Source organism: Erwinia piriflorinigrans CFBP 5888 (assembly GCF_001050515.1).
GTDB classification, from domain to species: Bacteria; Pseudomonadota; Gammaproteobacteria; order Enterobacterales; family Enterobacteriaceae; genus Erwinia; species Erwinia piriflorinigrans.
In genome coordinates this window covers 14,198-26,315 of record NZ_CAHS01000013.1, presented here as the reverse complement: position 1 = coordinate 26,315, position 12,118 = coordinate 14,198, and the positions used below count along the sequence as shown (strand labels likewise).

The window sequence follows — 12,118 nt, the reverse complement described above, 5'->3', positions numbered from 1 at the left end:
GAAAAGGTTAAATCCAGTCATATCCATATACCTCATTGATTTAAGTCAGTTTACTGACAGCATGTTATATTGCCAGCAACACCGACCTTCCCCCTATTACCGCGTTGCATAAGGGTATTACAGATGAGCCAGACGTCGTTCACCCCGGAGAGCAAACTGCCTGCGCTGGGAACCACTATTTTCAGCCAGATGAGCGCACTTGCGCAGCAGCACAACGCCATTAATCTGTCGCAGGGTTTCCCGGACTTTGACGGCCCGCACTATCTTCAGCAGCGTCTGGCGCATCACGTCAGCCAGGGGGCTAACCAGTATGCGCCGATGACCGGCGTGCCTGCCCTGCGCGCAGCAATAGCGAAAAAAACTGCCGAACTATATGGCTACAGGCCCGATGCCGACAGCGAAATCACCGTTACCGCCGGGGCGACGGAAGCCCTGTACGCGGCGATCACCGCGCTGGTACGAACAGGCGACGAGGTTATCTGTTTTGACCCGAGCTACGACAGCTATGCGCCAGCCGTGACGCTGGCAGGCGGCGTGCTGAAACGCATCGCGTTGCAACCGCCAGAATTTCGCGTTGACTGGCAGGCATTTAAGGCGCTGCTGTCACCACGCACCCGGCTGGTTATCCTCAATACGCCGCACAATCCTTCTGCCACCGTCTGGCAGCAAAGCGATTTTAACGCCCTGTGGCAGGCGATTGCCGACCAGGAGATCTACGTGCTCAGCGATGAGGTGTATGAGCATATCTGCTTTGATGCCAACGGCCACGCCAGCGTATTGGCGCATCAACAGCTGCGTCAACGTGCTATTGCCGTCTCTTCCTTTGGTAAGACCTTTCATATGACCGGCTGGAAAGTGGGCTACTGCATTGCGCCTGCCGCGTTAAGTAGCGAAGTGCGCAAAGTTCACCAGTATCTGACTTTTTCGGTGAACACCCCGGCACAGTTAGCGATTGCCGATATGCTGGAGCAGGAACCGGCGCACTACCGCGAACTGCCGGAATTCTATCGCGCGCGTCGTGACCGTTTTGTACAGGCGCTGGCGCGCAGCCGTTTTAAACTTCTGCCCTGTGCAGGAACCTATTTCCTGCTGGCGGACTACAGCGCCATCTCCGATCTGGACGATGTGGCGTTCTGTCAGTGGCTGACGAAAGAAGTGGGCGTGGCGGCCATTCCGCTGTCGGTCTTCTGCGCTGACGCCTTCCCGCATAAACTTATCCGCCTGTGCTTCGCCAAACAGGAAGCCACGCTGGATGCTGCCGCGGAGCGCCTGTGTCAACTTTAAAACTGAGCGTATTACAGCAGCCGCTGGTATGGATGGACGGCGCGGCAAATCTGCGCTTTTTCGACCAGCTGCTGGCGGATATCCACCGGCGCGACCTGATCGTACTACCGGAGATGTTTACCAGCGGTTTTGCAATGGAGGCCGCTGAACATTCGCTGCCGCAGTCAGAGGTGGTTGCCTGGTTACAGGAAAAGGCGCATGACGCCAATGCAATGGTGGCCGGCAGCGCGGCGATCCGCACCGAAAAAGGCGCGGTTAACCGTTTCTTTCTGGTGGAGCCTGCTGGCACGGTGCATCACTACGACAAGCGCCACCTGTTCCGCATGGCGGGTGAGCATCAACACTATCTGGCGGGCAACAGCCGTGAGATCGTCACATGGCGTGGCTGGCGTATTTTACCCCAAGTGTGTTACGACCTGCGTTTCCCGGTGTTCTCGCGTAACCAGGATGACTATGATTTAGCGCTGTACGTGGCCAACTGGCCAGCCGCGCGCACGCTGCACTGGCAGACGCTGTTGCAGGCGCGGGCGATTGAGAACCAGGCGTACATCGCCGGATGCAACCGCGTCGGCAGCGACGGCAACGGGCATCAGTACAGCGGCGACAGCCGCATTATCAGCCCGCAGGGTGAGATTCTGGCGGCCGGGGAAGCCCATCAGCCCGCGCGTCTCGACGCCGACCTCTCGCTGGACGCGTTACGCGACTACCGTGCGCGCTTCCCGGCATGGCGCGATGCCGACCGCTTTAGCCTGCCGGAGTAATCACCTTTTCAGCATCCGGGGCTTTTACCCGATTAAACAGCAGGTTCAGCGTCACCGACACTAGGCAGGCAGCGCTGATGCCGGAGTGGAAGATAGTGCGAACCCAGCCGGGGAACTGGTCATAGAACGACGGCATCACGATCGGGATCATGCCAAAAGCAATCGAGGTGGCGACAATCACCAGATTCATATTGTCTTTATAGTCGACCTTCGCCAGGGTACGGATACCGCTGGCCGCCACGGTGCCAAACAGCACCACTCCGGCACCGCCGAGCACCGGCATCGGGATTGATGCGACCACGCGTCCGAGTATCGGTAAAAAGCCGAGCAGCACCAGGATCACGCCCCCCGCCGCGACGACAAAACGGCTTTTCACCCCGGTCATCGCCACTAGCCCGATATTCTGGGCAAAGGCACTTTGCGGGAAGGAGTTAAACAGCGGAGCCAGCGCGCTGGTCAGCATATCGGCACGCAGACCACGGGTGATGCGCTTGCCGTCCACCTCACTGCCAATAATGTCGCCAATGGCGAGCAGGCCAGCGGTGGTTTCAGTCAGCAGCACCAGTACGATCAGCGTCATCGACACAATCGCCGCCACGTCAAATACCGGCAGACCAAAATTCAGCACGCCCGGCAGCGCCAGCCATTGCCCCTGCGCCACCGCGCTGAAGTCAGCCTGCCCGGTGAACAGGGCAATCACCGTCCCCGCCGCCATTGCCAGCAGCACCGCCAGCCGTTTGATTGCCGCATTGCCCACCCTGTTAAATAGCAGCACCAGCGCCAGCGTCAGCGCCGCCAGGCCAATATGATGAGGCGATCCCCAGCCGGGTAACTGCGGGGAGCCTCCCATCGCCCAGCGTGCCGCTACCGGCATCAGCGACAGGCCGATTACGGCGATCACCGTGCCGGTCACCAGCGGCGGAAAGAAGCGAATAACATGAGCAAACAGCGGCGTAATCAGCAGGCCAATCAGCGACGAGGCGATCACCGCCCCAAATACCACCGGCAGGCCACCACCGCCCGTCACCAGCGTAACCATCGTGGCCACCCCGGCAAAAGAAACGCCCTGCACCAGCGGCAGACGCGCGCCAAATCCCGGCAGGCCCAGCGCCTGTAGCAGCGTGGCGCAGCCGCTGACAAACAGCGCGGCGGTCACCAGCATTCCCAGCTGGCTGGCATTCAGCCCGGCGGCGGCACCAATAATCAACGGAGGGGCAATAATGCCGCCATACATAGTCAGTACATGTTGCAAACCCCAGGCAAAAGATTTACCCGGCGGATAACGCGTATCTTCTGGCCCGACGCTCATAGTTTGCTGCCTTCTGTTGGTTTATCGCCCGATCAGCTGCCGCGGTAAGTTGACCATGACCAGGGGGAGATCAAAAAAGGTAAGTGGTAATGGCCGCCGTGCGCCGCGATAGCGAAATCAATCTGCGCGCTGAGATACAGCGCCTCGCGTCGGTCGGCGGCAAAGTAATCGCCAATCGCCGCCGTCAGGCGATAGTGTCCGGCAGACAGCGGTTGCGGCGTCAAATCGCCGAGACGACCGTCGGCGTTGGTCACGCCCTGCGCCAGCGGCAGCCAGCCGTCGGCGATCTTCTGCTCTAGCTGGATGGCAACCCCGGCGGCCGGTTGTCCCAGCGCGGTATCAAGAATATGCGTACTGATGGTGCTCACAAGAAACTCTCCTTCAGTCGTAATAAGGTGATTTCGCGAAGCTGGTCGATGGCTTCCCGCTGCTCCTGCTGTATATCGTTTTGCAGGCGACGTTGTAGCTCAGCCAGCATCTGCTTGCCGCTGCGCCCTTTAGCACGGATCAAAAACACCCGGCCAAAACGCTGTTCGTAGGCGGCATTGCCCGCTGCCAGCGCCTGTGTCAGCGCAGCGTCCGCTTCGTTCACCTCGCCCTGTTCCTGACGAGACAGCCGCGCCTCTTTGCCTGTACCCGCCGCACGTTCACCAATACGCGGATGCGCGGACAGCGCCTGGGAAAGCGCCACACCGTCCCATCTCTGCGCCAGTCCGTCAGCAACGGCCAGTAGCGCTTCCAGCGAACGATACGGCCGGGCCGCCACCAGCGAGGCAGCCCAGTCCGGCAAGGCCACACAGTGAGAAATCGCCCGCTGTGCATCGGCGGCGCTGGCCTGATTAAATTCGCTCAGGTTCATTTTCCCGCCACCTCACTCACTACCTGCACCCAGGCCTGTAGTGCTTTTGCCACATCGTCCACCGCCACCGACTCTGCCGGATGATGGCTGATACCGCGATCGCAGCGCACAAACAGCATGCCCACCGGCCAGCGTTCTGCAATGGCAATCGCATCATGGCCCGCGCCGCTCGGCAGTAACAGGCTGCGCCCCTGCACCGCCGTCACCGCACGCGTCAGGGCGCTTTGCAGCGCCTCATCACAGCGCGTGGCCGGGATCTGATAGTACTCGTCCGCGCTGAAACTGAGACCGCGCCTCTGGGCGATCGCCTCTGCCTGGATCAGCAGCTCGGAGAGCAGTTCAGCCAGCGGCTGATCCTGTGGGCCACGCACATCAAGCGTCAGGGTGACTTCTCCGGGAATGACGTTTACCGCGCCGGGCTGGCACTGCAACGTACCGACCGTTGCCACCAGCTGCGGGTTAACGTGCGGGGTACGCTGTTCAATAAACACCATCCATTCGGCGGCGGCGGCCAGCGCGTCTTTGCGGTGGCTCATCGGCAACGTCCCGGCATGACCAGCCTCACCGACAAAGCGGCAGTTGAGGCGACGAGCACCGTTGATCGCCGTCACCACGCCGAGCGCCAGCTGCTCCTGCTCCAGCACCGGCCCCTGCTCAATATGCAATTCCAGGTAAGCAACGAAATCTTCGACGTCACGCGCCGCCTGCCAGATACGCCCGGCATTTAGCCCGCAATCCTTCATCGCCTGCGCCACGGTAATGCTGTTACCGTCCGGGTGCGTGACCCAGCTCTCCGGCCAGGTGCCGGTCAGGCCACGGCTGCCCAGCAGGGTAATGCCAAAGCGCGTGCCCTCTTCATCGGCAAAGCCGATAATCTCAATGGCCAGCGGCAGCCGTTCACCGCGATCGTGAAGAAACTGTACGGCTTCAATCGCCGCCAGTACCCCGAGCATGCCGTCGTAGCGCCCGGCGTTGCGCACGGTATCAAGATGAGAGCCCAGCAGCAGTGCCTTCGCTTCCGACCGCTGCCCTTCATAACGACCACAGATATTGCCCACGCCGTCCTGCCACACCTGCATCCCCGCCGCCTGCATCCACTTACCCACCAGCGCATTGGCGCGCAGATGCTCCGGCGACAGATAAACGCGGGTCAGGTATTCCGGGGTTTCACTGATTTCGGCCAGCGCATCACAGCGGGCCATAACGCGCTCAGCCGCCGCCGACGCCATCTGATCATTCATCAGGCAGTCGCTCATCAGCAGCTCCCGCGATAGTGATCCCAGGCAGCCTGTAGAGCAGCCCCCTGTGTGGCGCGGAAACCAAGATGGGTCAGCACCGATTCCAGCGCGCTCAGCGTCAGCATCACGCAATCTTTACGGGCGTTGTAGCCCATGGTGCCAATGCGCCAGACCTTGCCGATCAGCGGGCCGAACGAGGTGCCGATCTCAATGCCGAAATCCTCCAGCATCAGTTTACGCACCCGCTCGCCATCGATACCGGCCGGGATCATCACGCCAAGCACGTTATTCATTTTGTGTTTCAGGTCGCCGAAGGTTTCCAGCCCCATGCCCTGTATGCCTTTCAGCATGGCGTCACCGTGCAGCTTATGACGGGCAATGCCGTTATCCAGCCCCTCTTCGAGGATCAGGCGGGCGCATTCGCGTGCGCCAAACAGCGCGCTGGTGGCTTCAGTATGGTGATTAAGGCGCTCCGGGCCCCAGTAATCCATGATCATGCCGAGATCGAAATAGTTGGAGTAGATCATCTCATCCTCACCGTCCTGGTGAGCCGCCGTGCGTATCCCTGCCTCCACGCATTTACGCTGACGGATAGCCGCTTCCATTGCCGGGCTGAGCGTGATCGGAGAGGTTCCCGACGGGCCGCCAAGACATTTCTGCATCCCAACCGAAACGGCATCCAGCCCCCAGGCATCGGTCTCCAGCGCGTTACCGGCCAGAGAGGCGGTAGCATCGGTATAGAACAACACGCCATATTTGCGGCAGATAGCCCCCAGCTCTTCCAGCGGTTGCAACATGGTGGTGGACGTATCGCCCTGCACCGTCAACAGCAGGCGCGGCTTCACGCGCTTAATGGCATCTTCAATGTGATCAGGGGTAAACACCTCGCCCCAGGGCACTTCGATGGTGTGTACTTCGGCACGGCAGCGGCGGGCAATTTCGCACAGCAGATGGCCGAAACGGCCAAACACCGGCACCAGCACCTTATCGCCGGGACGGATGGCTGAAAGCAGGATAGATTCAATTCCGGCACGTGAGGTGCCGTCGATAAGCAGCGTCCAGTGGTTTTCCGTACGGAATACCGCGCGATACAGCGCCATCACCTCATTCATATATTGGGTCATCGCCGGATCGTACTGACCAAGCAGCTGGCTAGACATAGCGCGCAGCACGCGCGGGTCGGCATTGATCGGCCCCGGCCCCATCAGCAGGCGCTGCGGTGGATTAATTTGCGAATATTTTGATAAGTCCATGCGTTCAGTCCTTCTTGTCAGTCACGGCACGCTTAGTTCAAACCACGCACCGAGGAGATAAATTGTTTCAGTTCCGTGGTTTGTGGCGCGGCAAACAGCGTCTGGCTATCGCCCTGTTCCCATACCCGCCCCTGGTGCATAAACACCACGCGGTCGCCGACTTCGCGTGCAAAATTCATTTCGTGGGTCACCAGGATCAGCGTCATGCCTTCCCGGGCCAGCTGTTCCAGCACCTTCAACACCTCACCGACCAACTCCGGGTCAAGGGCAGAGGTAATTTCATCACACAGTAACACCTTAGGTGACATCGCCAGCGCACGGGCGATCGCCACTCGCTGCTGCTGTCCGCCGGACAGGCTGGCCGGATAGTAATCGATGCGGTCGCCGAGACCGACTTTTACCAGCATGGCGGTAGCCAGTTCGCGACACGCTGACTCGCTCTTTTTCAGCACCCGGCGCGGGGCCAGCATCACGTTTTCCAGCGCGGTCATATGCGGGAACAGATTAAAGTTCTGGAACACCATTCCCACCGAACGGCTGATTTCCCGCGCCTGGCTGTCACGGTCGGTAATCGTCATACCGCCGAGTTTAATACTGCCTTCCTGATAACCTTCCAGCCCGTTGATACAGCGCAGCAGGGTGCTCTTGCCCGATCCGCTGCGGCCAATGATTGAGATCACCTCACCCATTTCTATATCAAGATCCACGCCTTTTAATACGTGGTTGTCGCCATAATATTTCTGCACCTGATTAATGGTGATGAGCGGCATTGAATTTCTTCTCCAGATACTGGCTGTAGCGCGACAGCGGATAACACATCAGGAAGTAGCCGAGGGCGACTAACCCGAAAACTTTAAACGGTTGGTAAGTCACATTGTTGAGGATGGTGCCCGCTTTGGTCAGTTCGATAAAACCGATAATCGAGGCCAGCGCCGTGCCTTTCACCACCTGTACAGCAAAGCCAACGGTCGGGGCGATGCCAATACGCAGCGCCTGCGGCAGCACCACGCGAAACAGAGTCTGACCGATGCTCAGGCCGAGGCAGCGGCAGGCTTCCCACTGCCCTTTTGGCAATGCCTTAATACTGCCGTACCAGATATCCACCAGAAACGCGCTGGTGTAGCAGGTGAGCGCCAGCGCGGCGGCGGCCCAGGGCGAGAGATCGATGCCGAACAGCGCCACGCCAAAGAAGGCAAGGAACAGCTGCATCAGCAGCGGGGTGCCCTGGAACAGCTCAACATAAGCGCGGATAATCCGGTTCGGCCAGCGGCGACCTGACAGGCGCAGCCTCACCAGCGGCAAGGCCACCAGAGTGCCGCCAAAAAACGCCGTCACGGACAGCGCCATCGTCCAGCGCGCTGCCAACAGCAGGTTACGCAGAATGTCCCAGTCGGTAAAAGTGTTCATCAGGGCTGTTCTCCAAACCATTTGCGGCCTGCCGCCAGCAGCAGCTGACGCATGGCGATCGACAGCGCCAGATACATCAGCGTGGTCACCAGATAGACTTCGAAACTCAAAAAGGTGCGCGACTGGATCAGGTTGGCGGCAAAAGTCAGCTCTTCATAAGAGACCTGTGACACTACCGATGAGCCAAGCATCACGATAATGCACTGACTGACCAGCGCCGGGTAGATACGTTTTAGCGCCGGTGGCAGCACCACGCGCATAAAGGTTTGTCGGCGCGTCAGCCCCAGTACCCTTGCGGCTTCCCACTGGCCTTTCGGCGTCACCTGAATGCCCGCACGGATAATTTCGGTGCTGTATGCGCCCAGGTTAATCAGCATCGCCAGCAGCGCCGCTTCCCCCGCCGTCAGTTTCAGCCCCAGATTGGGCAAGCCAAAGACAATAAAAAACAGCTGCACGACAAACGGCGTATTACGGATCAGCTCAACATAAACGCCCCAGATGTGGCTGAGTAGCGAGGGTTTGCCGCTGCGCAGCGCCGCGCCAACGATCCCCAGCGCCACGCCGCCTGTCGTCGCCATCACCGTCAGCTGAATGGTGACCCACAGCCCGGAAACCAGTTCAGGCCAGTAAGGCCACAGCGCCGGAAAATTCAGTTGCCCCATCATCCATTCGCCCTTACGCGCCGAGATCGTTCGGCAGCGGTGCCTTTAGCCACTGTTCTGCAAGGCGGTTCAGGGTTTTATCTTTCAACGCCTGCTCAATCAGCGCGTCCACTTTGGCTTTCAGCGCCGGCTCGCCTTTCTTCATGCCGATAAAGCACGGCGAGTCTTTCAGCATAAACTGCGCCACTGGCGCTTTATCGGCCTGCTGGCGCGCTATCGCTGCCACCACCAGGTTGCCGGTCGCCACGTACTGCACCTGACCGGAAAGATAAGCAGAAAGCGTGGTGTTGTTGTCTTCGTAACGTTTTACCTGCGCATCTTTCGGCGCCACGCTGGTCAACACCATATCTTCTACCGCGCCGCGCGTAACCCCGATAGATTTACCGCTGAGTTCGGCGGCGTTCTTCAGCGTGCCCTTTTGCGCGCCAAACACGCCGAGGAAGAACGGCGCATAGGCACGGCTGAAATCAATCACCTTCTCGCGCTCCGGGTTCTTGCCGAGGCTGGAGATCACCAGATCGACCTTATCGGTTTGCAGGTAAGGGACGCGGTTGGCGCTGGTCACCGGCACCAGCTGCAATTTAAGTTTCATCTGACGCGCCATCCAGGTCGCCATATCAATATCATAGCCCTGCGGCTGCAAATCGGTGCCAACAGAGCCAAACGGCGGGAAGTCCTGCGGTACGGCAACGCGAAGAACGCCACGCTTTTCAATGTCCTGTAGCTGGTCAGCCCGTGCCACGCCGATCTGAGTGAACAACAGCGCAGCGGTCAGTAATGCAAATAAGCCTTTGTTCATTTTCCCATCCCCGGTTAATAAATCATGAAACGAAAGATTCTTAAAGAAATTAATTGCAACTAATGTGCCAGAGCGATGCAAACAGCGTTATTTTCATAACCAGGCGCGTAACAAGATGATTAAAAGGGTTTATTATGCATATACAGTGAGGGATAAAACCCGTGACGCGCGGTGATATCAGCGCGAGCAGCAGACAAACAGCCTGATAAAGGGCGCACATTCACGCCCCAAAACCATGCAAAGCACCAGTTTGGTGCCCCATCAGCGTTGCTCCAGCTCGTCCAGCTGGCTATAAAGGTCGGCAATGCGATGAATGCGCTGTCGCCCGTCGCTTAACAGATGATGCAGTAAAGCATTGGCCAGCAGATTGATCAGGCTGTTAGCGGCGGCATAACTGTCAAAGGCGGATACGCTGTCGAGCGGCGCGCACAGCTGCCAGCGCGCCAACGCGATCACCGCCCGTGCCTGCGGCTCACACAGGGCCAGCGTAGGAATGCCCTGCTGTTGCAGCTGTTGCAGCAGCGGGCGGATAATGCGCGGACGGCGGCGGAAGGCCATGACCACCACCATATCCTGCGGCGTCAGATCCACCAGCTCTTCAGATAGCGTCTGCCCCGGCTGTGGCAACACCTGAACCTGTTGACGCGCCTGTAACAGCTGCTGTCGCAGATGTAATGCCACCGGATAGGCATTGCGCATGCCGATGATAAATATGCGTTTACTGTCTGCCAGCGCCTGTACCACCTCAGCAAACTGACCGCTGTCCAGGCCGTTCACCCACTGGGTAAGGTTAGCCATCTCCTGCTTATAGTGACGTGCCAGCAGGGTATTGCCCTGTACCGCATCACGGTTATCGGTCAGAGGCATACCGCTCTGGCGTAGCGTCCGCAATTCGTCACGCATATCTTTATATTTTTCATAACCTAAGCGTTTAAACAGACGGCTGACCGTCGCTTTAGAAACCCCGCTCAGGCGCGCCAGGTCGGCGCTGTTATAGCCGATCAAATCGTCAAAATGGTCGAAGGCAAAATCGGCGACGCGCTGTTCCTGCGGCGAAAGCTGCCCATAATGGCTGCGCAGGCGTTCATCAAGCTGCTTCATCAGGTTTGTCCTGTAACGTTTGTTTCATCCTACCGATGATATACAAATTACGTGCCCGTCTGTATCAGACAATCTGGAAAGCATAACTTTTGTTCGCTAAGGCTGTTTTGGCGTTTTCGGATGTGCCGATGGCATCTGCTGAATACTGCCTCTTCTTTTATCGTTTTTTGATACAAAAAAAGATACGTTTATTTAAACTAACTCCCTCAATAAGGGAGATTTGAATGACCGTAAATTTTATTAATAAAGACATTATTAAGGTTCACCTCACAAATTTCACCAGGGGTAACATTTCAAGTAAAACATTTCATAGTATTCTCGACCAAATAAAAAAAGTAGATAACATACCAAAGTCTGTTGAAAAAGCGTTGAGCAAGAAAGCGGAAAGACACCCTGATTTAAAGGCAAGAATTTCATACGCCTACCATAATAGAGCCGATAACATATACAACGCCGGAATCGAAAGACAGAATGAAATATTAAAAAACGAAACAACTAATACAGACGACTCTGAAAGGAGATTATATAAACTTTCAAGAGAAATGTTTAACAATAGCTCCTTTCTTTTCAGGATAAAGGTTTCATCTATGTTTGAAAAGGGTTTTTCCTATTTAACCCCTGGTGAAACAAATGCTGAATTATGTAAAGCTAAAAGCAAGTTATCAATAGCAAAAGGAATAATTTCCAAAGATACATATCATCAAACTGGATACAATCGTGAAAAAATTACTGCCAAAATTGAAAGACTCACGCAGGAGGTGTCAGATCTTGAGAATAAATATTTAGAAGATAAATACACCCTAACTAAAGCCATTATCTCTACGGCCGAAGCGAATCCGCACCTGTTATCACATAAAATGGAATCCTGCCTGAAAAACATCGAAGATGAGATTAACAAATACCTTGCAACACCTTACATTAGTAAACAGGTGAAAAGTAACATAGAAAAACTGACAAGACTTAAAAATGAAAACCAAGAACAAATGGAGGGAATTGATGGTTTGATTTCATTAACAGCCGCCAACGCTGTTATTCGAGATACAAATACAGTGCTAAGGGGAACATATGGTCATCATAATAAGATGAATGAGAAAATAGAATATATAATGACAACAGAGAACAAAAAAAGAAAGGAGATGGCCGATAAAATATCAAACCATTCTAAAATGAACGCGAAAAATACAGCAGTCAAAGATGAGGTTATTAAACTGCCAGATGTACCAACGCATAAACCGAATTTAACCCGCAACAATTGGGTAAAGATTAAAACTCCTGAGGGATAGGCACTTACCAGAGCGGTTTTCTTGCAGGCAGCTAGCTGTATAGCGATGATAACAGCCCCTGTACCAGTTTGTCATGCAATGCGTATTTTGCTGGCAGACGGGTTTACCCCTGTTATCGCCCCTTCATGCAACAAACTGGAACAACTCTTGCTTGATAAGCCA

Annotated in this window: 13 protein-coding genes; 3 read left to right on the top strand and 10 right to left on the bottom strand. The window is 56.4% G+C overall.

Features of this window, described 5'->3' with window-relative positions; all coding sequences use genetic code 11:
- Nucleotides 1-123 precede the first annotated feature (123 nt).
- Both EPIR_RS04525 and EPIR_RS04520 read left to right on the top strand, forming a co-directional pair.
- The gene (locus tag EPIR_RS04525; RefSeq protein WP_023654121.1) at nucleotides 124-1,284 is read left to right on the top strand and encodes a pyridoxal phosphate-dependent aminotransferase; all 1,161 of its coding nucleotides are present in this window, start codon (nucleotides 124-126) and stop codon (nucleotides 1,282-1,284) included.
- On the top strand, nucleotides 1,272-2,045 hold the full coding sequence (locus EPIR_RS04520) for an amidohydrolase (protein ID WP_023654120.1): 774 nt from the start codon (nucleotides 1,272-1,274) through the stop codon (nucleotides 2,043-2,045). The genes EPIR_RS04525 and EPIR_RS04520 overlap by 13 nt, the downstream gene beginning before the upstream one ends.
- Here EPIR_RS04520 and EPIR_RS04515 read toward each other — a convergent pair.
- The 10 genes from EPIR_RS04515 to hpxU all read right to left on the bottom strand — a co-directional run bounded on the left by EPIR_RS04515 (nucleotide 2,029) and on the right by hpxU (nucleotide 10,673).
- Entirely contained in the window at nucleotides 2,029-3,354 is a 1,326-nt protein-coding gene (locus EPIR_RS04515) for a nucleobase:cation symporter-2 family protein (protein ID WP_023654119.1), read from the bottom strand. The genes EPIR_RS04520 and EPIR_RS04515 overlap by 17 nt on opposite strands.
- Nucleotides 3,355-3,386: 32 nt before the next feature.
- The gene (gene uraH / locus EPIR_RS04510; protein WP_023654118.1) at nucleotides 3,387-3,722 is read right to left on the bottom strand and encodes a hydroxyisourate hydrolase; all 336 of its coding nucleotides are present in this window, start codon (nucleotides 3,720-3,722) and stop codon (nucleotides 3,387-3,389) included.
- A complete protein-coding gene (uraD, locus tag EPIR_RS04505; protein WP_023654117.1) occupies nucleotides 3,719-4,213 on the bottom strand; it encodes a 2-oxo-4-hydroxy-4-carboxy-5-ureidoimidazoline decarboxylase in 495 nt (164 codons plus the stop codon). The genes uraH and uraD overlap by 4 nt, the downstream gene beginning before the upstream one ends.
- The gene (gene hpxK / locus EPIR_RS04500) at nucleotides 4,210-5,469 is read right to left on the bottom strand and encodes an allantoate amidohydrolase (protein WP_023654116.1); all 1,260 of its coding nucleotides are present in this window, start codon (nucleotides 5,467-5,469) and stop codon (nucleotides 4,210-4,212) included. The genes uraD and hpxK overlap by 4 nt, the downstream gene beginning before the upstream one ends.
- Nucleotides 5,469-6,704, bottom strand: coding sequence for a pyridoxal-phosphate-dependent aminotransferase family protein (locus EPIR_RS04495; RefSeq protein WP_023654115.1), 1,236 nt, complete (start codon nucleotides 6,702-6,704; stop codon nucleotides 5,469-5,471). The genes hpxK and EPIR_RS04495 overlap by 1 nt, the downstream gene beginning before the upstream one ends.
- Before the next feature lie 32 nt (nucleotides 6,705-6,736).
- The gene (locus EPIR_RS04490) at nucleotides 6,737-7,474 is read right to left on the bottom strand and encodes an amino acid ABC transporter ATP-binding protein (protein WP_023654114.1); all 738 of its coding nucleotides are present in this window, start codon (nucleotides 7,472-7,474) and stop codon (nucleotides 6,737-6,739) included.
- A complete protein-coding gene (locus EPIR_RS04485) occupies nucleotides 7,455-8,111 on the bottom strand; it encodes an amino acid ABC transporter permease (protein WP_023654113.1) in 657 nt (218 codons plus the stop codon). The genes EPIR_RS04490 and EPIR_RS04485 overlap by 20 nt, the downstream gene beginning before the upstream one ends.
- Entirely contained in the window at nucleotides 8,111-8,776 is a 666-nt protein-coding gene (locus EPIR_RS04480; RefSeq protein ID WP_023654112.1) for an amino acid ABC transporter permease, read from the bottom strand. The genes EPIR_RS04485 and EPIR_RS04480 overlap by 1 nt, the downstream gene beginning before the upstream one ends.
- 10 nt (nucleotides 8,777-8,786) lie before the next feature.
- Nucleotides 8,787-9,572, bottom strand: coding sequence for a transporter substrate-binding domain-containing protein (locus EPIR_RS04475; protein ID WP_023654111.1), 786 nt, complete (start codon nucleotides 9,570-9,572; stop codon nucleotides 8,787-8,789).
- A 261-nt stretch (nucleotides 9,573-9,833) separates the two neighbouring features.
- Nucleotides 9,834-10,673, bottom strand: a complete 840-nt coding sequence (gene hpxU / locus EPIR_RS04470; protein ID WP_023654110.1) for a MurR/RpiR family transcriptional regulator HpxU — start codon at nucleotides 10,671-10,673, stop codon at nucleotides 9,834-9,836.
- A gap of 224 nt (nucleotides 10,674-10,897) precedes the next feature.
- Between hpxU and EPIR_RS04465 the strand changes: the two genes are divergently transcribed.
- Nucleotides 10,898-11,956, top strand: a complete 1,059-nt coding sequence (locus EPIR_RS04465) for a hypothetical protein (RefSeq protein WP_023654109.1) — start codon at nucleotides 10,898-10,900, stop codon at nucleotides 11,954-11,956.
- The last annotated feature ends 162 nt before the right edge of the window (nucleotides 11,957-12,118 follow it).

What these genes read in the sequence shown, in the direction of transcription:
- EPIR_RS04525 (WP_023654121.1), top strand. Translation starts at nt 124, where the DNA reads ATGAGCCAGACGTCGTTCACCCCGGAGAGCAAACTGCCTGCGCTGGGA.
- EPIR_RS04515 (WP_023654119.1), bottom strand. Translation starts at nt 3,354, where the DNA reads ATGAGCGTCGGGCCAGAAGATACGCGTTATCCGCCGGGTAAATCTTTT.
- uraD (WP_023654117.1), bottom strand. Translation starts at nt 4,213, where the DNA reads ATGAACCTGAGCGAATTTAATCAGGCCAGCGCCGCCGATGCACAGCGG.
- hpxK (WP_023654116.1), bottom strand. Translation starts at nt 5,469, where the DNA reads ATGAGCGACTGCCTGATGAATGATCAGATGGCGTCGGCGGCGGCTGAG.
- EPIR_RS04495 (WP_023654115.1), bottom strand. Translation starts at nt 6,704, where the DNA reads ATGGACTTATCAAAATATTCGCAAATTAATCCACCGCAGCGCCTGCTG.
- EPIR_RS04490 (WP_023654114.1), bottom strand. Translation starts at nt 7,474, where the DNA reads ATGCCGCTCATCACCATTAATCAGGTGCAGAAATATTATGGCGACAAC.
- EPIR_RS04485 (WP_023654113.1), bottom strand. Translation starts at nt 8,111, where the DNA reads ATGAACACTTTTACCGACTGGGACATTCTGCGTAACCTGCTGTTGGCA.
- EPIR_RS04480 (WP_023654112.1), bottom strand. Translation starts at nt 8,776, where the DNA reads ATGATGGGGCAACTGAATTTTCCGGCGCTGTGGCCTTACTGGCCTGAA.
- EPIR_RS04475 (WP_023654111.1), bottom strand. Translation starts at nt 9,572, where the DNA reads ATGAACAAAGGCTTATTTGCATTACTGACCGCTGCGCTGTTGTTCACT.
- hpxU (WP_023654110.1), bottom strand. Translation starts at nt 10,673, where the DNA reads ATGAAGCAGCTTGATGAACGCCTGCGCAGCCATTATGGGCAGCTTTCG.
- EPIR_RS04465 (WP_023654109.1), top strand. Translation starts at nt 10,898, where the DNA reads ATGACCGTAAATTTTATTAATAAAGACATTATTAAGGTTCACCTCACA.